The organism is Halomonas sp. GFAJ-1, from assembly GCF_000236625.2.
In the GTDB taxonomy this organism is placed as follows: domain Bacteria; phylum Pseudomonadota; class Gammaproteobacteria; order Pseudomonadales; family Halomonadaceae; genus Vreelandella.
In genome coordinates, this window is record NZ_AHBC01000040.1 from 100,096 (window position 1) to 121,736 (window position 21,641).

The window sequence follows — 21,641 nt, forward strand, 5'->3', positions numbered from 1 at the left end:
GATGACACGCGGTGATGTTCTTTTAACCGTATTAGCGCCGCGGATCACCGCGGACGCCCAGCGGCAAGTGGCTGAGTTAGTCGAGCAGTTTGGTTTGCAGGCAGGGGCTCCCAAGCAACTGGCAGATGCATCGCTGCCGGGAGAAGCGCATGACTGCGTGGAACAGCACCTCTCCGGCGACCGGATAGACACGGAAGCATTGCGCAAAGCCGCCTTATCATTGGGTGAGTCGCTGGGGGTGGATATTGTCATCCAAGAGGATCACCGTGATCTGGCTAAACCACGGCTAGTCTGCTTTGACATGGACTCTACCCTGATTAAGGCCGAAGTCATTGATGAGCTAGCGCGCCGCCACGGCGTGGGCGATGAAGTGGCTGCGGTGACCGAGCGTGCCATGCGTGGCGAGCTGGATTTTCAAGCCAGCTTCCGCGAGCGTATGAGCAAGCTCGAAGGGCTGGACGAGTCCGTACTAGCCGGGATCGCTGCTGAGCTGCCGCTGATGGAAGGCGTCGAGCGTTTAATGAAAAACCTCAAGCACTTTGGCTACCGCACGGCGATTCTATCTGGGGGCTTTACTTACTTTGCCCGCCACCTCCAAGAGAGGCTGGGCTTTGATGAGATTCATGCCAACGAATTGTTGATCGTAAACGGCAAGGTAACCGGCGAAGTGCAGGAGCCGATTGTCGACGCCGAGCGAAAAGCCCTGCTACTAGAGCAGATCGCTCAGCGGGAAGGCTTTTCACTTGCGCAAACCATTGCCGTGGGCGATGGCGCCAATGACCTGAAAATGCTAGCCAAAGCAGGCATGGGAATTGCCTTTCGTGCCAAGCCCGTTGTGCGTGCCCAGGCGCGTCAGGCAATTTCTACCCTAGGCATTGATGGGGTGCTTTATCTCATGGGCTACCGCGCCAGCGATCTAATCAGCTAAGCGAATACCCGCAAAGTCTTTGCGTAGTGCTTCTAGCCTCGCCGCTTCGGATTCCGTTAGGGGCGGCGAGTTCCAGAGGGAGTTGCCTTCACTATCCCTTACTCCTTCAAGCGTAATCGTTAACATTGCGTCCCGAGGAATTTGAGGGTCGCCCCAGGGGCCAAATCGGTTTGGGGCGAGACTCCATTGGCCGGTTTCGCCCGGCGCTAACCCGCCAGAAATAACGTATAAAAACGTCTCGTCGACCCACGGTGTATCGTGCTCAGGGCTTGATAGCTCGCCTCGCAGCATCAGCTGGGATAGTGTCTGCTCAGTCGCGTTCGCCACTGCTAGTTCAATCACAGGCTCCGGGGCGCCGTAGGGACTAGTGCTGAGGTAGTAGTCGGCCTGATCAATGCTCACTTGGGTAAGTTGCTGGCGGTCTTGTTCGGCGTTGGCTTCTTTTTCTTCCAGGCGGTTAAGCGTTCGTAGTGCTTGATCGCGCTCTCTTGCCCGTCGCTCACGCAGCATTTTGTCGGCGCGCTCAATAATTTCATCGCCCGTTAAGCCGTGCATGTAAGCATTCGCGGACTCGGCAATTTCAGCGGCGTTCATGCGGTGGGGGTTGAGGATATTGACCCCGCTAAACGACGACATTGCAATGATGGTCAGCGCTTGGTCGAACTCGTTGCGTTTATAGGCAGGCAGCGATTCGCGCACTTTATCGACAGAGACAACCGCAGCGGGCATTGAACTTGTGTCTATTTTGGGGTCTGAACAACCCGCTATCACCAGCATCGTTAGTGATAGGGCAGGTAGCCTAAGTAGGCTCCACATATATCCACCTCAAACCAGGCTGTTAAATCGGGAGGAGCTTACCGGAAAGTGATATCGACCACTAGCGGCTACGCCGAAATCAAAACCTACCAACACCTGTGGAACGGCCAATAGTTTGGTATAAAGTGTGCCGATTACACCCCTAGAGAACCCCTGCTCCATGAGTGAATCCTTTACTACTTGGCAAGCCCGTTTTGAGAAGCTGCGCAGCAATAAGCTGTTTGAAACAGTAGTCATTGCCATCATCGTCGTGTCGGCCTTGATGATAGGGGCGCGCACCTATGAAGAAGCAAGTCAGTTTGAACAGTGGCTTATGTACTTAGATGTCGCGGTCACGGTGTTCTTTTTGGTTGAGCTACTGATCCGTATGGCGGCAGAAAAAAACTTAATCAGCTTCTTTAAAAAGGGCTGGAATATTTTTGATTTCTTGATTGTGACCGCCAGCCTCATACCCATGGATGATTCGGAGATGGTGCTGCTGGCACGCCTGTTAAGAATCTTCCGGGTGCTCCGCTTGGTGTCGATGATTCCAGAGCTTCGCCTATTGCTGGTGTCATTGGTTAAGTCGATTCCGCGCATGGGCTATGTTGCGCTGCTGATGTTTATTATCTTTTATATCTACGCCGCCATTGGCAGTTTTATCTTCCATGACGTGGATGAGCAGCTGTGGGGAAATATTGCCCTCGCTATGCTGACGCTGTTCCAGGTAGCTACCTTTGAGAGCTGGGCAACCGCGGTGCTTTACCCCACCATGGAATACTACCCCTACGCCTGGATCTATTTCCTGACGTTCATTTTTCTCAATGCGTTTATTTTCCTGAATATGATGATTGGTATTGTGCTGGACGTTATGCAAAAAGAGAGCGCACTGATTGACTTCGAAAGCGGCGAGGGGGAGGCTGCAGAAATGCAAGGATTGCGTGCCGATGTAAAAGAGTTGCGCAGCCAGCTGGATCGTATGGAAGCCGCGCTTACCCAGCGTGCCGATACACCCAAAACCGACTGACGTTAGGAGCCCTGCCATGATGCTGCCTGAGCCTTCAAAAAAATATCGCCCCTTCGTGGCCGTAGAGCTGCCTGACCGCCAGTGGCCTAACCAGCGTATTGAGACAGCGCCTATCTGGTGCAGTGTTGACTTGCGTGACGGCAACCAATCGCTGATTGACCCTATGGATCAAGAGCGTAAGGAGCGCCTATTTGATAGGTTGCTCAAGGTCGGTTTTAAACAGATTGAGGTGGGTTTTCCTTCGGCATCGCAAACGGACTTTGATTTTGTGCGCTCGCTGATAGAGCAGGATAAGATTCCTGACGATGTGACGATCCAGGTGCTTACCCAAGCGCGCCCACACCTGATTGAGCGCACTTTTGAAGCTTTAGAGGGCGCCAAAAATGCGATTGTTCACGTCTATAATGCGACTGATCCGATGTTTCGCCGGATAGTCTTTAACGTTGATAAAAAGGAGTGTGTGCAAATAGCAGTGGATGCTACGGCACAAATTCGTGACTTGATGGCGTCTCATCCTGAGACGAACTGGACGTTTCAATACTCACCCGAGCTGTTTACCACCACTGAGATGGATTTTGCGGTAGAGATCGTCGAAGCGGTGATGGACACCTATGCGCCGAGCGTTGATAACCGGATGATTGTTAACCTACCAGCGACGGTCGAGGTGGCCACGCCGAATAATTACGCCGACCAAATTGAATGGTTTTGCCGCCATGTGAAAAATCGTGACACACTGATTGTGAGCGTTCACCCCCATAATGATCGTGGTACAGGTGTGGCGGCAGCAGAGTTAACGCTAATGGCGGGCGCTGACCGTGTGGAAGGGACGCTGTTTGGTAACGGCGAGCGTACCGGTAACGTGGATATCGTCACCTTGGCCATGAACATGTACACCCAGGGCGTTCACCCCCAGCTCGATTTCTCCAATATTACCCCGATCATGCGTGAGGTGGAGTACTGCAACCAACTGCCGGTGCATCCGCGTCATCCGTATGTGGGCGATTTGGTATTTACCGCTTTTTCAGGCTCACACCAGGACGCGATCAAAAAAGGCATGGCGGATCGCCGGGCGAATCCTGATGCCATTTGGGACGTGCCTTACCTGCCTATCGACCCGCTTGATGTGGGCCGTAGCTACGAGGCGGTGATTCGCGTTAATAGTCAATCAGGCAAAGGCGGCGTTTCTTATCTGCTGGAGCAAGAGCACGGAATAGAGTTGCCACGCCGTCTCTCTATCGAGTTCAGTCAGGTCGTGCAGGAAGTAGCGGAGCGTACGGGCAAAGAGATCACCTCTCAGATGATCTATCAAGCCTTTGCCGACGAGTATTTAGAGCAGCGCACGCCCTTTGGACTAGTGAGCCATCGTCTCTCTTCTGAACCTGATAGCCCCAAGGTGATGTTAGAGGCTGTCGTCGAGAAAGAGGGTGAACGACAGCGGTTAACTGGGCAGGGTAATGGCCCGCTCGCGGCCTTTATAAAAGCACTGATGGCCAATGGGCAGGATGTAGAGATTATCGACTACCACGAGCACTCCCGCGGCCAAGGTGCTGACGCTGAAGCCATTGCCTATGTAGAAGTCCGTATCGACGGCAAAGCGGTGTTCGGTGTGGGCACAGATGAGAGCATCACCAGCGCTTCCATGAAAGGCGTCCTTAGCGCTATTAACCGTCACCACTCGACCCAACCGGTGGCAGCGAACGTGACGGCAGAAACGCTGGGTTGATCAAAGCGATTGCCAATTAAGTGGGGTGGCTAATAATGCGGCCATGGCAGCTCATCGTGTTAACCGCGATTTTGATCGCAGGGCTGCTATCGGCTGTCGCTTCTCATGAGCTTTTTGATTCTCGTCTGGTGCGCTTGGAAGTGCAGCGCGCACTTCCAGCGCTAGCGCCCACCCTTGAACAAGAGTCGCCAGAGATCAATGCGCTGTTTCTCAGTTATACCGCCGACCAGGCGCTGTGGATGAGTGCTTCGCTGGCGCTTATGCGCCACGGCGATATAGCGCGAAGTGCCCTAATCGACTACGGGCTTTCTCCTCAGTTTCAGGATGTACTCGTGCGCTATGGCGCGGATGCAGTACTGCCCATCAGCTACTTCCGTGATCACGATATCGCCACCCTGCGCGCCCAGCACTGGGTCGGCGAGCGCTATCAGCAGGTGCGCCGCTGGTGGAGCGATGCAGAAGAAGAGGAGGGCGCTGAGTTCACGCCTTACCGCCGCGGCCAGATGGGGATTGCGCTGTTGGATGCCAATGGCCATGCGCTGCTAAATCAGTTTGTGGTAGGTGACGAGGGTAACGTGGAGTGGCTGCAAGGCGAACGGGTGGTGTCGGGCGTGGGAGATTTCTTTACCAGTGGACTACGCGACCTGGAGAGCCAGTGGCGGCGCGGTGAGACAATAGGCGCAAGTGACCTTGGCTGGGCCGGCGTTGACATATTAGTCATGGCCAGCACGATCAAAGTGTTAAAGGCGGGTCGAACTGCCCACGCCGCACGGGTAGGAAGTGTTGAAGCCCAGGGGGCACGTGCAGGGCTGCGGCAAGGCATTGTCGCCTCTGGAGGGCGGTTCGCCACGCTGCCGCGCATGGCCAAGGTGGCAGCGGTGGCGACCACGGCCTATATAGTCGTTCGCCACCCAAGCTTGGTGAGCGCACTAGGGGCTAATCTATCAAAATGGCTAGGCTGGCCGGTATGGCTGGGCCAGTTTCTCATCTGGCTGATCGTCTTATTGCCGGTACTGATCATTACGCGCTTTTTCTATCGCTGGCTGCTCACGCCGTTACTGTGGCTGTTATTGCCACTCATGCGGTTATGTTTTAAGGCGGCTAGCCGCTCCTCGTTGGCCAAGCGCACTCAAAGCCAGGCAGCGGAGCGAGGTTGAGTAGGAGCACAGTTGAAAAAGTCTTATCTTGACTAGACAAAGCTTAGCTAACCAAGCCGCACCCTTGGGAGGGAATATGGAAGCTATCAATATACATGAAGCTAAAACACGCGCATGCGAGCTATAGCCAATATTCATAGCGGTGTTTTGCTGGCCTTGCCAGGTATCTCTCTCACCAGCCGGGGCATTAAGAAGCCGGGTAAGTGGTCGAGCAGCTGCTTTACCAATGCTTGTGCGTCTTCGTCGGGAACATCAAAGTGGGCTGCGCCTTGCACGGGATCAAACACATGCAAATAGTAGGGCAGTACCCCAGCTTCAAACAGCCGCTCGGAGAGAGTTGCCAGGGTTGGCACGTTGTCGTTAACGCCTTTGAGCAGCACGCTTTGGTTAAGCAGTGTCACGCCTGCGTGTTTTAGGCGGGCGCAAGCATCGACCACAGGTTGGTCAATTTCATTGGCGTGGTTAATATGCAGTACTACCACTTTTTGTAAGCGAGTCGCCGCGAGCCAGCTAAGCAGGGCATCATCCACACGGTCGGGTATAACCACCGGTAAGCGTGTATGGATGCGCAGCCGTTTTAGGTGTGGGATGCTTTCGAGTTGTGCCACTAGCCACGCCAGTTGACGATCGCTGGCGGCCAGCGGATCGCCGCCAGAGAGAATCGCCTCGTGAATGGAGGCGTCGTTGCGGATATAGTCGAGGGCCTCCTGCCACTGGGCGCGTGAAGGCGCGTTGTCGCTATAAGGAAAGTGACGCCTGAAGCAGTAGCGGCAGTTGATAGCACAGTTAGGGCTTGCAATAAGCAGCACACGGCCAGCGTATTTGTGAATAAGCCCTTTGGCTGGTCGGTGTTCGGCCTCTTCCAGCGGATCTAATACGTAGCCCTTTGGTGTTAGGGTTTCATCGCTAACAGGCAGCACTTGGAGCAGTAGTGGGTCTGCCGGATTATTTGGCTCGATACGTGCCAGGTATGCTTCAGGGACGCAGATATCAAACAGCGCGTGCCCAGCAGAAGCGCCGGGCAACCACTGGCTGTTCAAACCAAGGCGTTTGCAAAGCGCATTTGGGTCGCGGATCGCTTGGGAAAGCTGCTGCTGCCATGAAAGAGATACCTGGGCAGGCGTCTGCTTAGCGGCAATAATGATGTTCTCCTGCAAAAAAGCCCTCCTTCGGGTTATCATGCGCGCACTTATTTAACGACGCCATTTGCAACGCTGCTGGCACATAAGCAAGCTGACGGCGGCATAGTGTGGCTTCGCGCACCACCTGTTGAAACAAATAACTGAAATGGATAATTGAGAGACATTTATGGCGAACTATTCTACCAACGAATTCAAGGCCGGTCTGAAAGTAATGCTCGACGGCGATCCTTGCTCAATCGTCGAAAACGAACTGGTCAAGCCGGGCAAGGGCCAGGCGTTTAACCGCGTTAAGCTGCGTAACCTGATGACAGGCCGTGTGGGTGAGAAGACGTTCAAATCTGGTGATTCGCTGGAAGGCGCTGACGTCATGGATTTGGAGATGGAGTATCTCTACAACGATGGAGATATGTGGCACTTCATGAAGACTGATGGCTCGTTTGAGCAGTATGCAGTAGAGAAAAAAGCGCTAGGCGATACCATCAAGTGGCTGAAAGAGCAGGTGCCCTACACGATTACGCTGTGGAATGACAAAGCGATTTCCGTTACGCCGCCTAACTTCATTGAACTAGAAGTCGTTGAGACTGATCCTGGTTTGAAAGGTGATACAGCACAAGGCGGTTCTAAGCCTGCGACGCTTTCATCCGGTGCTGTGGTTCGTGTCCCTCTGTTTATCAACCAGGGTGAAGTATTAAAGATTGATACGCGTTCTGGTGACTACGTGTCTCGAGCATAAACACCGCTTTAAGGCACGGCGGTCAGTTAGCCGGGAAGCATCTGTTTTATAAAGCCACGCGATGAGTCATGCGTGGCTTTATTACGCTTGAGGATACTTAAATGAGAGCTAACTGGCAGCCAACAGCGACGATTGAAACACTGCACGAGCGTGCTCGCTTAATAGCTATTGTGCGGGCTTTTTTTGCCCAGAGAGGCGTGCTGGAAGTGGAGACGCCGGTCTTAGGGCAGGGGGGCAGCACAGATGTGCACCTAGCGTCGCTTTCTACGTTAGCGCGCACCGATAAGGGCCAGCGCAAGCTGTGGCTGCAAACCTCTCCAGAGTTTCATATGAAGCGACTTTTGGCGGCAGGAAGTGGGCCAATCTTTCAGCTCGCCAAGAGCTTCCGTAATGGGGAGGTGGGGGCGCGGCATAATATCGAATTTACCATGCTGGAGTGGTACCGCCCTGCATTTACGCTGGCGCAGCTGATTGATGAGACCACCACGCTGGTTGCCAATGTGCTACCAAGCTTTACAGGTCCGGTGGTGCGTTATCGCTATCGGGAGCTGTTTCATACGTACTTAGCAGTGGATCCATTTACTACCTCGCTAGAGACCTTGCGTACCTTGGCTGCAGAGCGTGGTCATATGTCTGCTCAAACGCTAGTAAAAGAGGGGCGTGATACCTGCCTGGATCTGTTGATGAGCATGGTGATTGAGCCGCAGCTAGGTCAACAGGAGCTAAGTGTTGTGCTTGATTACCCGGCTAGCCAAGCGGCGCTGGCACGCCGACATCAGGATGCCGACGGCGAGTGGGTCGCCTCCCGTTTTGAGCTTTACCTAAACGGTGTTGAGCTGGCAAATGGCTATGATGAGCTGATTGATGCTGAAGAGCAGCGCCAGCGATTTGACGAAGATAACGCGGAACGGCGTAAATTGGGCCTGCCAGAAGTAGATGTGGATGAGCGACTGCTGGCCGCACTTGAGCGTGGTATGCCAGAAAGCGCGGGTGTGGCGCTGGGGATTGACCGTTTGATTCAGCTGGCAATGGGCAAAGCACGCCTGGAAGACGTGCTCGCATTTTCAACGCCTAACTGTTAGCCATTAAGGTGAACCCAGGCGTTGCCCCATTTCTACTTTGGTGCCGAGCGGGTTGTTGTCAAAGTTGATGGGTTTGGCAAAGCACATAACCACGGTAGAGCCGAGCTTGAAGCGGCCCATTTCAGCACCTCTTTCCAGCACAATAGGCTGCCCAAACTGCATGCGCTGGGGGTGACCAGAAAGTGGTGTTACTTGGCCCGACCAAACGGTTTCAATCGCGGCGACAATCATCGCGCCAACCAGCACCATGGCCATGGGGCCATTTTCGGTATCAAAAATACATACCAAACGTTCGTTACGGGCAAACAAGCCTGGCACGTAGTTGGCCGTTGCTTGATTCACTGAAAAAAGCCTCCCCGGCACGTAGATCATCTCCCTCAACGTCCCGGTAACCGGCATATGCACCCGGTGGTAGTCGCTAGGTGAGAGATAAACGGTGGCGAAGCTCCCGCCCATAAACTCCTCCGCCAGCGCGCTGTCGCCGCCTAGCAGGGTTTGTGCAGAGAAGGTGTGCCCTTTAGCCTGAACCAGCTGGCCTGCGGTTAAGTGGCCGTACTGGGAAAGCGTGCCATCGGCTGGGCTTAGCAGGCCTTCGCCCAGTGGGCGGGCATCTGCCTTTAAGGCGCGGGTAAAAAAGTCGTTAAAGGTAGCGTAGGCTGTCGGGTCTGGCTCCAGCGCTTGGCTCATGTCCACTTTAAAGCGTTTGATAAACGCCTTAATCAGGGGGTCTTTTACCCAGGGATTATCGCACTGGGCGAACCTGCCGGTCAGGCGCGAAAGCGCGTGGTGGGGCAATGGGTATTGGAGTAGCGAAAAGGCTTTTTGGGAAAATGTCACAGTATTATCTTCACTTCTCAATCGGTGTATCGTCGCGGTTGCCCCATTCACCCCAGGAACCCGCGTAGCCACGAATGTTGAAGCCTAGCGCCTTACCCACCAGCCACGTAAAGCTACTGCGGTGGTGGCTCTGGCAGTGGGTAGCAACTTCCATATCGGGTGTCAGCCCCATGGCTTGTAGCTCGGTGATTAGCTCGGCGTAATCGCGAATACGCAGCGCGCGGTTGTGGTCCATGGCGTTAACCCAGTCCATATTTACCGCGCCCGGGATATGACCAAGGTGCTTGTTATTACCTTTCTCGCCGTCGTACTCCGCTTTGGAGCGAGCATCCCACACCGCGAACTGTTTATCATCCAGCTTCTGTTTGATTTCATCACAGGTGATCAGCGCGTGCGGATTAAGTATCTCGGCGTGGTAGCTGCTTGGCGTGGGAGCGGCTGACTCAGTGCTTTCTTTTAAACCGGAGTCTCGCCAAGCGTGAATGCCGCCATTTAAATAGGAGTAGCGGGTGTGGCCAATCAGCTCTAGCGTCCACAGCAAACGTGCCGCCCAGCCACCGCCTTCATCATCGTAAGCGACCACGTGGGTATCACGGGTGAGCCCCAGCGCGCTAAATAACTGCGAAAGAAACTCAGTGCTGGGCACATCGTTGGGTACTGGCCCTTCGCCGCGCATCAGATAGCGAAAATCTAGGTAAATAGCGCCGGGCACGTGGCCCTGGCGATAGCTATCGCCGTTCGCTGGTACGTCGATGATCAATAGTTGTTCGTCGCCCAGATGCTCATGCAGTTGCTCTGGCTCAACAATTAACGGCAGTACATTGGTTTCCGATGAGTGACTGACGGTGCTCATGTACGGCTCCCTGTCCTTGAACGTAAGGCATTAAAATTTAAGGCGATAGCGCTAAGCGTTAGCGTTAAGCGTTCAGACTATCGAGAATACGTCGGTAGCTAGCAAAGCGTTCTGGATGAATCTTGCCTGCCTCAACGGCTTCAAGTAAAGCGCAACCCGGCTCATTTCGGTGGCGGCAATCACGGAAGCGGCAGTGGCCAATATACGGATGAAATTCAATAAACCCGTCGGTGACCTCCTGCTCGTTAAGATGAATCAATCCAAATTCACGAATCCCAGGGGAGTCGATTAGCTCACCGTCGCTCACCTCATCACTGCGCATGGCATAGAGCCTGGCCGTGGTGGTGGTGTGCGTGCCTTTACGCGAGTCTTCCGACAGCGCGCCGATGCGCAGGGTTTCATCGGGAAGCAGGAGGTCGATAAGCGATGACTTGCCAACACCGCTTTGCCCAACAAATACCGACGTGCGCCCTTCCAGCTGCTGGCGCAGCGCTTCAAGGCCGGCATCGTTGGCAATAGTGGTTCGCACTACCGGGTAGCCTAGGTTGCGATAGCGCTCCAACAGCTTACCTAGCTCACCGCCATCTTCAGGCAGCAGGTCGGTTTTGTTAAGCACTAACACTGGCGCAATACCCGTCGCCTCGGCGGCGACCAAGTAGCGATCAATTAGATTGGGATGGGGGGCTGGCTCAACGGCAAATACAATCAGCAGCTGGTCGATATTAGCCGCCACGGGTTTAAGCTGGCCGCGGGGGTCAGGGCGTTTAAGCACACTGTCGCGCTCTTCTCGTGCTACCACCACGCCGGAGCCATCCTGGCCTGCCCGCCAAATCACTCGGTCACCGGTCACTAAACCATCTAAATTGGCGCGCAGATGACAGCGAATGGGCATGCCGTCGGCATCGCGCACTTCTAGCGTGCGGCCAAAGTGTGCCATTACCCGGCCCGGCTGTTCGGCACCGTATTCGCCAGCGGCAAGTTTCTCTGCGTCCTTTACATCGCGCTTTTCTGCACGCTGGGCACGTTCCGCCTGGACTTTATCGACGCGCCACTGCTGCTGGCGACTTAATTTACGTTTGCTCATGACCACCCGATGCTCGGTACAATAGGGGCATTGTACCCACCTGGGCACTCGACTGTCCTGTATAGGGTGCTGGTGACGACAATATAAGCGACACTTTTACTCAAATCGCCTTATCGAGTGGCGATACCGGCCAAGGAATGAACGTAATGAGCAAGCAACTTGCTGACAGTGTCACACCCCGTGATGACTTATTGGTGTGGATTGATTTGGAAATGACCGGCCTGGACCCTAACAAAGAGCGCATCATCGAGGTGGCGACGCTCATTACCGACGCGGATTTAAACGTGGTGGCGGAAGGGCCGGTGATTGCGGTGAAACAGCCTGATAGCCTGCTGGCACAAATGGATGACTGGAACCAGAAAACTCACGGCGAGTCTGGCTTAGTCGCCCGTGTCAAAGCAAGTCAGGTGGAAACAGCCGAAGCCGAGCAGCAAACCCTAGCGTTTTTGCAGCAATACGCGGTGGCGGGGTCGTCGCCCATGTGTGGTAACAGTATTCACCAGGACCGTCGTTTTCTAGAACGCGAAATGCCTGCGCTGCTCGATTTCTTTCACTACCGCAACCTGGATGTTTCGACGCTAAAAGAGTTAGCAAAACGCTGGAGTCCTGGTGCTTTGGTAGGCTTTAAAAAGCAAAACGTGCATTTAGCCATGGATGATATTAAAGAGTCGATTGCTGAACTGGCCCACTACCGGAGTACATTTTTACGCGTTGACTCTGGAAATGATGAAGAAGAGTAAGGCGGTTAATAAGCGTCACTGGTAATGCGCGCATTGCGCTTGAGGTGCTGCTCTTCAAGAGCCCAGGTGACGTGCTCACGCACGAGTTCGCTTGGATAGGCCCTACGCGCCCATAGGGCGGCTTCCACGGCCTCGCTCCAGGGCGCGTTGCCCAGGCCAACGGCGATATTGCGTAGCCAGCGCTCATATCCAATGCGCCGTATGGGGCTGCCCGCCGTTTTGTCTAAAAACTCCTCTTCGCCCCAGGCGAAGAGGCTGCAAAGATCGGCACGATCCAGGTCATGGCGCGGCGCAAAGTCAGCCTCCTGGGTAATGCGGGTAAAGCGAGTAAAAGGGCAAACCAGCTGGCAGTCGTCGCAGCCGTAAACGCGGTTACCCATGGCGCGGCGAAATTCAAGTGGGATCGCGCCGTGTAGCTCGATAGTGAGGTAGGAAATACACTTGCGCGAGTCGACCACTTTATCGTCAACGATGGCGCCCGTTGGGCAAGCCGTGCGGCAAGCACTGCAGCTCCCGCAGTGCTCCTGTTCAAACGGTGCGTCTACCGGTAGCGGCAGATCGGTGTAGAGCTCACCTAAAAAAAATAGCGAGCCCGCTTTCGGGTTGAGCAGCATGGCATTTTTGCCAAACCAGCCCAGTCCGGCCTTTTGTGCTAATGCACGCTCCATGACTGGCGCTGAGTCCACAAACGCCCGGTAGCCGAAGTCGCCGACTTCCTGCTCGATTTTTTTTGCCAATTGGGCTAAGCGTTTACGCATTAATTTGTGATAATCGCGGCCAAGGGCGTAGCGGGAGACATAGGCTCGCTGAGGTTGGCCAAGCACCTTGGCGCTTTCAACCTCGGCAGGCAGGTAATCCATACGTACGCTGACCACGCGGCGGGTGCCTGGCTCTAACTCTTCTGGGCGCGTGCGTTTCGTGCCATGCTTTTGCATAAAGCCCATTTCGCCGTGATAGCCCTGCTCAAGCCAGCTATTAAGGTGGGCCTCGTGGGCGGCAAGCTGGGTATCGGTAATGCCTACCTGCTGAAAGCCGAGTTCTCGTCCCCAGGTTTTGATTAGGTTGGCAAGACGCAGCAGCTCATTACTAGATAATGTAAAGGTGGTGGAGCTTGGCATGGTAAGTCAACGTTGGCGCTTTAAGCGCGCTATGCTACCGCATTAGTTGCCATCGCAAAATGTCGACGAAACATCTACGCCGTAACACTGTGATATTGCCGTTTATCGGCTAGCCCCATTACCAGATTCAAGGAGAGATCGTGCCCACGTTAAGTACTTCTTCGCTTCGCCCCCTTTATAAAGCGGCTCAAGTGCGTGAGCTCGATCGCCGGACGATTGCAGGGGGGATTGAAAGCTTTGCCCTGATGCAGCGGGCTGCCTCTAGTGCATGGCACAGTTTTCGTTCTCGCTGGCCCCAGGCGCGCAGCGTAACGGTACTGTGTGGCAGTGGTAATAATGGTGGTGATGGCCACGTGCTAGCGGCCCTGGCGATGCAGGCGGGGTTAAAGGTGCAGCGCATCACTCTTAAGCCTCTGCACGAATTAAAAGAGGATGCCGCCCGGGCGGCAGAGCTCGCGACTGCTGCAGGCGTGGGCTGCGAGGAGTGGCAGGCGGCTACCGCGCTGGTAGGCGAAGTCATTGTTGATGCGCTTCTTGGTACTGGGCTCGCAGGAGATGTGGAAGGTGACACGCGCCGCGCTATCGTGGCGATCAATGCTGCCCATCAACCGGTGCTGGCGTTAGATATTCCATCGGGTATCGCTGCCGATAGCGGGGCCGTGCTGGGGCTGGCGGTTGAGGCTTCCTGCACGGTTACGTTTATTGGCGATAAAATCGGCTTACACACTGGCGATGCGCCTGCCTATACCGGCGAGATTGACTTCCGCCCGTTAGGGGTGAAAGCCCAGGTGTTTTTTGACATTCCGCCGACTGCTTGGCGGTTAGACGACTCGCTGCTGCAGGAAACGTTTACGCCGCGTTCTCGAACCAGCCATAAGGGTAGCTTGGGGCATGTGCTGGTGATGGGGGGCGCTCCGGGATTTGGAGGAGCGGCCTTGCTTGCTGCCCATGCGGCGGCGCGTTTAGGCGCTGGTAAGATCAGTTTAGCAACCTCTCCTGACCATATAACGGCGAGCTTAGTGCGTTGCCCGGAAGTAATGGCTCATGCTGTCCGCGGCGCCGCGGAGGCCAGTGAACTGCCTGCACAGGCCGATGTTGTGGTGGTAGGCCCAGGGTTAGGGCAGGGGGCGTGGGGTCAGGCAGTGCTACAATGCGCTCTCCAGTCACAGGCACCGCTTGTTGTTGATGCCGACGCACTTAATCTGCTGGCTAGTCATTGGCCGGATCTGCGCCGCGATGACTGGATCTTAACCCCTCACCCTGGCGAAGCCGCGCGGCTGCTGGGTTGCACGGTGGCAGACGTTCAGTCAGACCGGCCCGCTGCAGCGCAGGCACTTCAACGCGCACGGGGTGGCGTTGTTATATTAAAAGGCGCGGGTAGCTTAGTGGCTGGGCCAACGGGCCTAGTCGTTTGTCCTTACGGCAATCCCGGCATGGCCAGCGGTGGCATGGGCGATGTGCTGAGTGGCATGCTAGGCACATTGGTGGCCCAGTGCAGTAGTCGTGAGCAAGCTGCGTGGTTGGGAGTAATGACCCATGCATTGGCAGGAGACGAAGCTGCAAAAGCAGAGGGGGAGCGTGGCCTACTAGCGAGTGATCTGGCATCCTATGCACGAGCGTTAATCAACCCGTGAAGGCGTCCAACATGCAAGTGCAATTGAGAGATGAAGTGACCCACGTTGCCTTCGGAGAGGCGTTGGGGCTGGCGCTAAAAGGCCACGGGCGTGTTTATTTAGAGGGCGACTTAGGCGCTGGAAAAACCACATTAACACGGGGGGTGTTGAGGGCTTACGGCTATCAAGGAGCGGTGAAAAGCCCAACTTACACCCTGGTTGAGCCTTATGAGCTAGTCGAGCAGCGTATTTATCACCTGGATTTATACCGCCTCTCTGACCCTGAAGAGCTTGAGTTTATTGGTGGTCGAGATGTACTGGCCGACGACGCGCTCTGTCTTATCGAGTGGCCAAGCCGCGGTGAAGGTTGGTTGCCTGCGGCAGATTTACGCATTGAGCTTAGCGTCGCAGGCCAAGGGCGACGGGCGCTGTTGACGGCAGGCAGTACCTTCGGTGAGAGCGTTGTGGAAGCCCTTGCCAAGCAAGCAGATAACATGCAACAGGAGCATGGTGTGACTCAATGGATATGAACGGCACGCTAAAGCACCTGGCTCGCATATTCGTAGCTGGGTGTTTAGCCCTCACAGCAAGCGTTTCATCGTTACAAGCGGCAACGGTTGAAAGTATGCGGCTATGGTCAGCCCCTGATCACGCGCGCCTGGTGTTTGACCTTTCTGCAGCGGCCACTGCCAATGTTTTCTCGCTGGATAACCCTGCGCGCCTGGTGATCGATCTTGACGAGAGTCGAATGGACACCGACGCCTCCACCTTGCCACTGGACGGCAGCGCTATTGATGCTGTCCGTACTGGAACCCGAGACGGCGGTGGCCTGCGGGTTGTGTTGGAGCTTAACCGTGAAATATCGCCGCGCCATTTTACGCTTCCCCCTAATGATCAGTACGGCCATCGCTTGGTGGTCGACCTTGAGTACCCGGGTGAGAGTGCGGTAGAAAATCCCATTGACCCTATTGAGGCGATGATCCGCGATCAAGAGATAATGGCCCAGCGCGCTAATGTTCAGGCGGATGCGCAGGTGCCCGTTAGCCAAGCAGCGCCGGCCGCTGAGCAGCGTCCAGCGGAAGTTCAGCCAGCCCAGGCGCACCCGCAGCGCGATATTATCATTGCCATTGATCCAGGGCACGGTGGTGAAGACCCAGGCGCAATTGGCCCTGCAGGCACCCGAGAAAAAGATGTCGTGCTGGAGATATCTCGGCGCTTAGCGGCAGAGATAAATAGTGCCACTGGCTTTAAAGCGGTATTAATTCGCGATGGCGATTACTATCTTGGGCTTCGTCAGCGCACTCAGCTTGCCCGAGAGCAGAAGGCCGACTTTTTTGTCTCTATTCATGCTGATGCCTTTACCAGCCCACGCCCTCAGGGCAGCTCGGTGTATGCGCTTTCTCAGCGGGGTGCATCGTCAGAAACTGCTCAGTGGTTGGCCGATAGCGAAAACCGTGCAGATTTAATCGGCGGTGTTGATGGCAATCTTTCCCTGCGCGATAAAGACCAGGTACTGCGCGGAGTGCTGCTTGACCTCACCATGACCGCCACATTAAACGACTCGCTCTCTATTGGGGGGCAGGTGCTAGAGCAACTGGGGCGCGTTAATCGTTTGCATAAGTCGCGAGTCGAGCAAGCGGGCTTTATGGTGCTTAAATCACCGGATATTCCTTCTTTGCTGATCGAGGTTGGGTTTATTTCTAATCCCGATGAAGAGCGACGTCTTCGTGACCCAGTGCATCAGCAGGGGCTATCCACTGCTATCTTTAAGGGCATGCGCGAGCACTTCGAACGCAACCCGCCTCCGGCAAGCCTGCTGGCCTGGCAGCGTGACAACCATCGCCGACCCAGTAGTAATGAGTATCGAATCCAGTCGGGGGATACGTTATCGGCGATTGCAATTCGCCATGGAGTGCCCGTTAACCAGCTCCGGCAGGCCAACGACCTAAATGGCGATGTGATTCGTGTTGGCCAAGTGCTACGCATTCCTAGTTCATGATGATGAGTTTCTGAGGTGCCGGTTGACTGAATTGATCGCTACGCCAATGCGTATTCATGTGCTTGACCCCCGTTTGGCTAACCAAATAGCCGCGGGGGAAGTTGTTGAACGTCCGTCATCGGTGACCAAGGAACTGATTGAGAATGCGATTGATGCGGGTAGCCAGCGCATTGAGGTGGAGATTGAGCAGGGCGGTGCTCGGCTGATCAAGGTGCGCGATGACGGTATCGGTATTGGCGAGCAAGACCTGCCGTTAGCGTTGGCGCGTCACGCTACAAGCAAAATCAACAGCCTTGAGGATCTAGAAGGGGTTAGCTCGCTGGGCTTTCGTGGTGAGGCATTGGCCTCAATCAGTTCGGTATCGCGGCTAGAATTAGTCTCGAATGCCGAGGATGACCCGCGCCAAGGCTGGCGAGTCGTGGCTGAGGGGCGTGGTATGGAGGCGCGGGTGACACCTGCTCCTCATCCTCGTGGTACTAGTGTCGCGGTGCGCGACCTATTTTTTAATACGCCAGCGCGGCGCAAGTTTTTGCGCACTGAAAAAACCGAGTTTGCCCACGTTGAGGAGGCATTTCGGCGCCAAGCGCTGTCCCGTTACGATATTGCCTGGGTGCTGCGCCATAACCAGAAGGTGGTTCACCAACTGCCGCCGGGCGCTACGCCTGCCGCTCGTGAGCGGCGCATTGCCTCGCTGCTGGGCAAAAGCTTTATCGAACACGCCCGCTATATCGAGCGCGAAGCGGGGGGGCTGCGATTAAGCGGCTGGGTAGGCCTGCCGACGCACTCCCGCTCCCAGGCGGATCAGCAGTATTTCTTTGTGAATGGCCGTGTGGTGCGTGACCGCTTGGTGGCGCATGCGGTACGCCAAGCCTACCGTGATGTATTGTTTAACGGCCGCCATCCTGTATTTGTGCTTTACCTTGAGCTTGATCCAGATGTGGTGGATGTCAACGTGCACCCTACCAAGCATGAAGTTCGCTTTCGCGATGGCCGCATGGTGCACGACTTTCTTTACTCTAGCCTGCATCACTGCCTGGCTGCTTCTAAGCCGGATGATGATCAGCAGCAGGGTCATGCTCAAGGCACGCAAAACCCCGAGCAGAGTGGTGCTGTCGCCAATGAAGCGCCGGGTGAGTCGGTAAATCAGCCCTCTGCGCCGCGCTGGCAGCAGCAGGGCATGCCGCTGGCAGATAGCCCTGAGCGCCACCCCGGTGCCGAGCGGGTGCGCCGCTTTATGCAAGGCTATCAAGCGCTGCACCCCGGCCACGAAGAGACCCTGTTAACACCACAGCCAAGTGGCCCAAGTGTTAATCCCGCAAAGGCCAATGAAGTACGAGAAGCGCCGTTAAGCATGCCTGAATACGATGCCACCGCGGCGCCCCCGTTGGGCTTCGCCCTAGGTCAGTTGCATGGCGTATATATTCTGGCGCAAAACGCGAAAGGCTTAGTGTTAGTGGATATGCATGCCGCTCATGAACGAATTGTTTATGAGCGTATGAAAAATCAGCTGGCGGCAGCCAAGGGGATTGATGCCCAGCCGTTGCTAGTGCCTGTTTCTCTGGCCGCAAGCCGCACGGAAGTGGCCACCGCAGAGAGCGAGCGCGATGCCATTATCCAGCTAGGCGTTGAGTTAGACGTAGCCGGGCCTGAAACCCTGCTAGTGCGGCAACTCCCTGCTCTGCTGGCCCAGGCGGACCCCGAAGCGCTGGTGCGTGAAATGCTTGAAGAGCTTTCGCGATTTGGCCGAACTCACCAAGTGGAAGCACGCATCCATGAGCTGCTTTCAACCATGGCTTGCCATGGCAGCGTACGTGCCAACCGGCGGTTAACCGTCGATGAAATGAACGCGTTACTTCGCGATATGGAGCGTACAGAGCGCAGTGACCAGTGTAACCATGGCCGCCCGACCTGGACGCAAATGAGCATGAAAGCGCTCGATCGGCTGTTTCTGCGTGGTCAATGAAAAAAGGGGTGGTATTTAAATGGAGGGCAGCGAGCTAATGGCGGATACACGCCCCTTGGCTATTTTTTTAATGGGGCCTACGGCGGCCGGAAAAACAGATACCGCCATCGCATTGCATGAAAAATTAGGGCACGAAATAATCAGCGTCGACTCAGCCATGGTGTATCGGGGCATGGATATTGGCAGTGCGAAACCTAATGCCGCAGAACTTGCCCGGGCGCCGCACCGTTTAATTGATATTCGTGACCCCGCTCAGCCCTATTCCGCGGCGGATTTCCGTGAAGATGCGCTGCAAGAGATGCGGCAAATTAGCGCGGCAGGTAAGGTTCCCCTTCTGGTAGGCGGTACCATGCTGTACTACAAACGCTTGGTTGAAGGCGTGGCTAATTTACCTGCCGCCGATGCTTCCATTCGTCAGCGCTTAGAGGCTCAACGCCAAGCAGAGGGGCTTGAAGGGCTGCACCGCTCGCTTATGAAGGTGGATCCCGCTTCGGCTGCGCGCATACATCCCAATGATCCGCAGCGCTTAATGCGTGCGTTAGAGGTGTACTACGCCAGCGGAAGGCCAATGAGTGTGCTATGGGCAGAGCAGGAGCCGGAAACCTTTCCTTGGCGGGTGCTGTCGATAGCTTTAGCGCCTAATGATCGCTCTGTTTTACACAGCAGAATTGCCCGACGTTTTAAAACAATGCTGGAAGAGGGCTTGATAGATGAGGTGGCTGCCCTCAGAAAGCGCAGCGAGTTTCATCTTAATTTGCCCGCTATGAAAAGCGTTGGCTATCGACAGGTGTGGGAATATTTAGACGGCGAGTATGACCAAGCAGCGTTGTTAGAGCGCGGAATTATTGCCACCCGCCAGCTTGCTAAGCGACAGTTAACGTGGTTAAGAAGTTGGCCATCGCTTACATGGGTAGATTCGCAGCAGCCAGACGCTTTGGATAAGGTGCTGAAATTCGTGCGTGAAAGCAGTCCTTAGCGTAAGATAGTCAGTTCGTAAGCAAGTGTTTTCGAGTGGCCGGTTGACCAGGCCTTTCGGGCAACAAGATTGCGGCGTAGCACCAGTAGGGCACGCCATTAATAACCAACCCCAACGACAGTTTTAGGGAGAGCAACATGTCCAAAGGGCAGTCCCTTCAAGACCCGTACCTGAATATTTTGCGCAAGGAGCGCATTCCGGTCTCTATCTTCCTGGTAAACGGCATTAAGCTGCAAGGCCAGATTGAATCGTTTGACCAGTTTGTCATCTTGTTGCGTAATACCGTCAGTCAGATGGTTTATAAACATGCTATTTCTACGGTAGTGCCCTCGCGCAATGTGCGCTTGCCAGCACAAGATCCAGCCGCGCCTGACGCGGACATCTAAGCCCGCTGGATAGCAAGAGAGTCTATGAGGTATTGATTGTTTTTTGAACGCCCAGATGCCGGTGAAACGGCAGTACTTGTTCACGTTGACTTCCATGATGAACAAGCACGTGAAGACCCGGGTGAGTTCTTGGAACTCGTGCGCTCTGCTGGTGCAGAGCCCGCGACATTGCTCACAGCTAGCCGCCAGCGTCCTGATTCCCGTACGTTCATAGGGACAGGTAAGTTGGAGGAGCTGCGGGCAATGCTCGCTGCTCACGAAGCCGAACTGGTGATCTTCAACCACACGTTAAAACCTTCCCAAGAGCGCAATCTTGAGCGTGAGCTTAAGTGTCGTGTGCTTGACCGTACTGGCTTGATACTTGATATCTTCGCGCAGCGGGCAAGAACTCACGAAGGCAAACTGCAAGTAGAGCTTGCCCAGCTTGAATACATGTCTACGCGCCTTATTCGCGGGTGGACTCACCTTGAGCGCCAGAAAGGCGGTATTGGCCTCCGTGGCCCTGGTGAAACTCAGCTTGAAACCGACCGTCGCTTGTTGCGTGTTCGCATTAAATCGATCCATAAGCGACTGGATAAAGTGCGCAGCCAGCGCGAGCAGAACCGTCGCGCTCGCTCGCGGGCAGAAATCCACAGTGTATCGCTGGTAGGCTATACCAACGCGGGTAAGTCAACGTTGTTTAATGCGTTGACGAACGCTGAGGTATACGCGGCTGACCAACTATTCGCGACGCTCGATCCAACGCTTAGGCGCCTTGAAATTGAAGATGTTGGTCCCGTTGTGTTGGCCGATACGGTAGGCTTTATTCGTCATCTTCCCCATAAGTTGGTCGAGGCGTTTCGTGCCACCTTGCAAGAGGCGGCCGAAGCATCGCTGTTGGTGCATGTGATTGATGCGGCTGACCCAGACAGAGACTTGAACGTAGAGCAAGTGAATCGCGTTCTAGAAGAAATAGGCGCCGACAGTGTGCCTGTTCTTAAGGTCATGAATAAAATTGATAGGTTGGATAGTGCGCCACGCATCGAGCGCGATGGCCACGGTTCACCTGAAGTTGTTTGGCTGTCTGCTCAGCAAGGTCAAGGGTTAGAATTGCTACATGAAGCGCTAACCGAGCGCCTGGCAAATGATGTTATCGGCTTTTCGCTGACGCTTTCGCCTGAGCAGGGCAAATTAAGAGCGGGACTGCATGAATTAAACGCTGTACGGGAAGAGTCTTTTGACGAGCATGGGCACTCAGTATTAGATGTGCGTTTGCCAAGGCGAGACTTTAATCAGCTAATGGCCCAGCTAGGCGAGCGCGCTAATACCTATTTACCGCAAGCGCTGCGCGAAACTGATGAATGGTAGCTTTTGACGCTGATAGTAGGCCCTAGCAACACGCCTGCTTTCAGTTTTTATCTACTTGTTTGTAGAAAAATGGTACAAGATTGATATAGCAATAATATTAAAAAGCACGACGGCCCTTTCTGAACAAGGCCGCGTGTA

At 55.0% G+C, this 21,641-nt stretch carries 20 protein-coding genes; 14 read left to right on the forward strand and 6 right to left on the reverse strand.

Annotated features, from left to right (window positions below; translation table 11 throughout):
* Nucleotide 1: 1 nt before the first annotated feature.
* On the forward strand, nucleotides 2-928 hold the full coding sequence (serB, locus tag MOY_RS11630; protein ID WP_009099908.1) for a phosphoserine phosphatase SerB: 927 nt from the start codon (nucleotides 2-4) through the stop codon (nucleotides 926-928).
* Here the strand turns inward: serB and MOY_RS11635 are convergent.
* A complete protein-coding gene (locus tag MOY_RS11635; RefSeq protein ID WP_235803701.1) occupies nucleotides 917-1,744 on the reverse strand; it encodes a DUF6694 family lipoprotein in 828 nt (275 codons plus the stop codon). The genes serB and MOY_RS11635 overlap by 12 nt on opposite strands.
* A 160-nt stretch (nucleotides 1,745-1,904) precedes the next feature.
* On the opposite strand from MOY_RS11635, the gene MOY_RS11640 reads away from it, so the two are divergent.
* Genes MOY_RS11640 through MOY_RS11650 form a run of 3 tightly spaced genes read left to right on the forward strand, consistent with a single transcriptional unit; the run spans nucleotide 1,905 to nucleotide 5,630 of the window.
* Nucleotides 1,905-2,750, forward strand: a complete 846-nt coding sequence (locus MOY_RS11640; protein WP_009099913.1) for an ion transporter — start codon at nucleotides 1,905-1,907, stop codon at nucleotides 2,748-2,750.
* A gap of 16 nt (nucleotides 2,751-2,766) precedes the next feature.
* Nucleotides 2,767-4,473 (forward strand): 2-isopropylmalate synthase, encoded by a 1,707-nt coding sequence (leuA, locus tag MOY_RS11645; protein ID WP_009099916.1) that lies wholly within the window; start codon nucleotides 2,767-2,769, stop codon nucleotides 4,471-4,473.
* Nucleotides 4,474-4,508: 35 nt separating this feature from the next.
* Nucleotides 4,509-5,630 carry a hypothetical protein gene (locus tag MOY_RS11650; RefSeq protein ID WP_009099918.1) on the forward strand — a complete coding sequence of 374 codons (1,122 nt, stop codon included), beginning with the start codon at nucleotides 4,509-4,511 and terminating at the stop codon, nucleotides 5,628-5,630.
* A gap of 134 nt (nucleotides 5,631-5,764) precedes the next feature.
* Here the strand turns inward: MOY_RS11650 and epmB are convergent, their stop codons facing one another.
* The gene (gene epmB, locus MOY_RS11655) at nucleotides 5,765-6,787 is read right to left on the reverse strand and encodes an EF-P beta-lysylation protein EpmB (RefSeq protein ID WP_009099920.1); all 1,023 of its coding nucleotides are present in this window, start codon (nucleotides 6,785-6,787) and stop codon (nucleotides 5,765-5,767) included.
* A 151-nt stretch (nucleotides 6,788-6,938) separates the two neighbouring features.
* Between epmB and efp the strand changes: the two genes are divergently transcribed.
* Together efp and epmA are read left to right on the forward strand one after the other, a co-directional pair.
* Nucleotides 6,939-7,505, forward strand: a complete 567-nt coding sequence (gene efp, locus MOY_RS11660; protein ID WP_009099922.1) for an elongation factor P — start codon at nucleotides 6,939-6,941, stop codon at nucleotides 7,503-7,505.
* A 101-nt stretch (nucleotides 7,506-7,606) separates the two neighbouring features.
* Nucleotides 7,607-8,587 (forward strand): EF-P lysine aminoacylase EpmA, encoded by a 981-nt coding sequence (gene epmA, locus MOY_RS11665; RefSeq protein WP_009099923.1) that lies wholly within the window; start codon nucleotides 7,607-7,609, stop codon nucleotides 8,585-8,587.
* A 3-nt stretch (nucleotides 8,588-8,590) separates the two neighbouring features.
* On the opposite strand, the gene asd is transcribed toward epmA, so the two are convergent.
* The 3 genes from asd to rsgA all read right to left on the reverse strand — a co-directional run bounded on the left by asd (nucleotide 8,591) and on the right by rsgA (nucleotide 11,361).
* Nucleotides 8,591-9,424: an archaetidylserine decarboxylase gene (gene asd, locus MOY_RS11670; protein ID WP_009099925.1), complete on the reverse strand. Its 834-nt coding sequence runs from the start codon at nucleotides 9,422-9,424 to the stop codon at nucleotides 8,591-8,593.
* Nucleotides 9,425-9,434: 10 nt separating this feature from the next.
* Nucleotides 9,435-10,277, reverse strand: coding sequence for a sulfurtransferase (locus tag MOY_RS11675; RefSeq protein ID WP_009099926.1), 843 nt, complete (start codon nucleotides 10,275-10,277; stop codon nucleotides 9,435-9,437).
* 64 nt (nucleotides 10,278-10,341) lie between these two features.
* Nucleotides 10,342-11,361: a small ribosomal subunit biogenesis GTPase RsgA gene (rsgA, locus tag MOY_RS11680; RefSeq protein WP_009099929.1), complete on the reverse strand. Its 1,020-nt coding sequence runs from the start codon at nucleotides 11,359-11,361 to the stop codon at nucleotides 10,342-10,344.
* 146 nt (nucleotides 11,362-11,507) lie between these two features.
* On the opposite strand from rsgA, the gene orn reads away from it, so the two are divergent.
* Nucleotides 11,508-12,101, forward strand: a complete 594-nt coding sequence (orn, locus tag MOY_RS11685; RefSeq protein ID WP_009099931.1) for an oligoribonuclease — start codon at nucleotides 11,508-11,510, stop codon at nucleotides 12,099-12,101.
* 5 nt (nucleotides 12,102-12,106) lie between these two features.
* Here the strand turns inward: orn and queG are convergent, their stop codons facing one another.
* Nucleotides 12,107-13,219: a tRNA epoxyqueuosine(34) reductase QueG gene (gene queG, locus MOY_RS11690; RefSeq protein ID WP_009099935.1), complete on the reverse strand. Its 1,113-nt coding sequence runs from the start codon at nucleotides 13,217-13,219 to the stop codon at nucleotides 12,107-12,109.
* A gap of 140 nt (nucleotides 13,220-13,359) precedes the next feature.
* Between queG and MOY_RS11695 the strand changes: the two genes are divergently transcribed.
* From MOY_RS11695 to hflX, 7 genes are all read left to right on the forward strand, one after another.
* The gene (locus tag MOY_RS11695) at nucleotides 13,360-14,853 is read left to right on the forward strand and encodes an NAD(P)H-hydrate dehydratase (protein WP_009099937.1); all 1,494 of its coding nucleotides are present in this window, start codon (nucleotides 13,360-13,362) and stop codon (nucleotides 14,851-14,853) included.
* 11 nt (nucleotides 14,854-14,864) lie between these two features.
* Entirely contained in the window at nucleotides 14,865-15,362 is a 498-nt protein-coding gene (gene tsaE, locus MOY_RS11700; RefSeq protein WP_009099940.1) for a tRNA (adenosine(37)-N6)-threonylcarbamoyltransferase complex ATPase subunit type 1 TsaE, read from the forward strand.
* Nucleotides 15,353-16,831, forward strand: a complete 1,479-nt coding sequence (locus MOY_RS11705; protein WP_009099942.1) for an N-acetylmuramoyl-L-alanine amidase — start codon at nucleotides 15,353-15,355, stop codon at nucleotides 16,829-16,831. The genes tsaE and MOY_RS11705 overlap by 10 nt, the downstream gene beginning before the upstream one ends.
* Before the next feature lie 46 nt (nucleotides 16,832-16,877).
* Complete coding sequence (mutL, locus tag MOY_RS11710; RefSeq protein WP_009099944.1) at nucleotides 16,878-18,794, forward strand: DNA mismatch repair endonuclease MutL; 1,917 nt, start codon at nucleotides 16,878-16,880, stop codon at nucleotides 18,792-18,794.
* A gap of 37 nt (nucleotides 18,795-18,831) precedes the next feature.
* On the forward strand, nucleotides 18,832-19,770 hold the full coding sequence (miaA, locus tag MOY_RS11715; protein ID WP_035540674.1) for a tRNA (adenosine(37)-N6)-dimethylallyltransferase MiaA: 939 nt from the start codon (nucleotides 18,832-18,834) through the stop codon (nucleotides 19,768-19,770).
* A gap of 137 nt (nucleotides 19,771-19,907) precedes the next feature.
* The gene (gene hfq / locus MOY_RS11720; protein ID WP_009099947.1) at nucleotides 19,908-20,156 is read left to right on the forward strand and encodes an RNA chaperone Hfq; all 249 of its coding nucleotides are present in this window, start codon (nucleotides 19,908-19,910) and stop codon (nucleotides 20,154-20,156) included.
* Between the two features lie 36 nt (nucleotides 20,157-20,192).
* Nucleotides 20,193-21,503, forward strand: a complete 1,311-nt coding sequence (gene hflX, locus MOY_RS11725; RefSeq protein WP_009099950.1) for a ribosome rescue GTPase HflX — start codon at nucleotides 20,193-20,195, stop codon at nucleotides 21,501-21,503.
* The last annotated feature ends 138 nt before the right edge of the window (nucleotides 21,504-21,641 follow it).

What these genes read in the sequence shown, in the direction of transcription:
- efp (WP_009099922.1), top strand. Translation starts at nt 6,939, where the DNA reads ATGGCGAACTATTCTACCAACGAATTCAAGGCCGGTCTGAAAGTAATG.
- rsgA (WP_009099929.1), bottom strand. Translation starts at nt 11,361, where the DNA reads ATGAGCAAACGTAAATTAAGTCGCCAGCAGCAGTGGCGCGTCGATAAA.
- MOY_RS11635 (WP_235803701.1), bottom strand. Translation starts at nt 1,744, where the DNA reads ATGTGGAGCCTACTTAGGCTACCTGCCCTATCACTAACGATGCTGGTG.
- tsaE (WP_009099940.1), top strand. Translation starts at nt 14,865, where the DNA reads ATGCAAGTGCAATTGAGAGATGAAGTGACCCACGTTGCCTTCGGAGAG.
- leuA (WP_009099916.1), top strand. Translation starts at nt 2,767, where the DNA reads ATGATGCTGCCTGAGCCTTCAAAAAAATATCGCCCCTTCGTGGCCGTA.
- miaA (WP_035540674.1), top strand. Translation starts at nt 18,832, where the DNA reads ATGGCGGATACACGCCCCTTGGCTATTTTTTTAATGGGGCCTACGGCG.
- MOY_RS11640 (WP_009099913.1), top strand. Translation starts at nt 1,905, where the DNA reads ATGAGTGAATCCTTTACTACTTGGCAAGCCCGTTTTGAGAAGCTGCGC.
- epmA (WP_009099923.1), top strand. Translation starts at nt 7,607, where the DNA reads ATGAGAGCTAACTGGCAGCCAACAGCGACGATTGAAACACTGCACGAG.
- mutL (WP_009099944.1), top strand. Translation starts at nt 16,878, where the DNA reads ATGCGTATTCATGTGCTTGACCCCCGTTTGGCTAACCAAATAGCCGCG.
- MOY_RS11650 (WP_009099918.1), top strand. Translation starts at nt 4,509, where the DNA reads ATGCGGCCATGGCAGCTCATCGTGTTAACCGCGATTTTGATCGCAGGG.
- MOY_RS11675 (WP_009099926.1), bottom strand. Translation starts at nt 10,277, where the DNA reads ATGAGCACCGTCAGTCACTCATCGGAAACCAATGTACTGCCGTTAATT.
- MOY_RS11705 (WP_009099942.1), top strand. Translation starts at nt 15,353, where the DNA reads ATGGATATGAACGGCACGCTAAAGCACCTGGCTCGCATATTCGTAGCT.
- orn (WP_009099931.1), top strand. Translation starts at nt 11,508, where the DNA reads ATGAGCAAGCAACTTGCTGACAGTGTCACACCCCGTGATGACTTATTG.
- hfq (WP_009099947.1), top strand. Translation starts at nt 19,908, where the DNA reads ATGTCCAAAGGGCAGTCCCTTCAAGACCCGTACCTGAATATTTTGCGC.
- serB (WP_009099908.1), top strand. Translation starts at nt 2, where the DNA reads ATGACACGCGGTGATGTTCTTTTAACCGTATTAGCGCCGCGGATCACC.
- queG (WP_009099935.1), bottom strand. Translation starts at nt 13,219, where the DNA reads ATGCCAAGCTCCACCACCTTTACATTATCTAGTAATGAGCTGCTGCGT.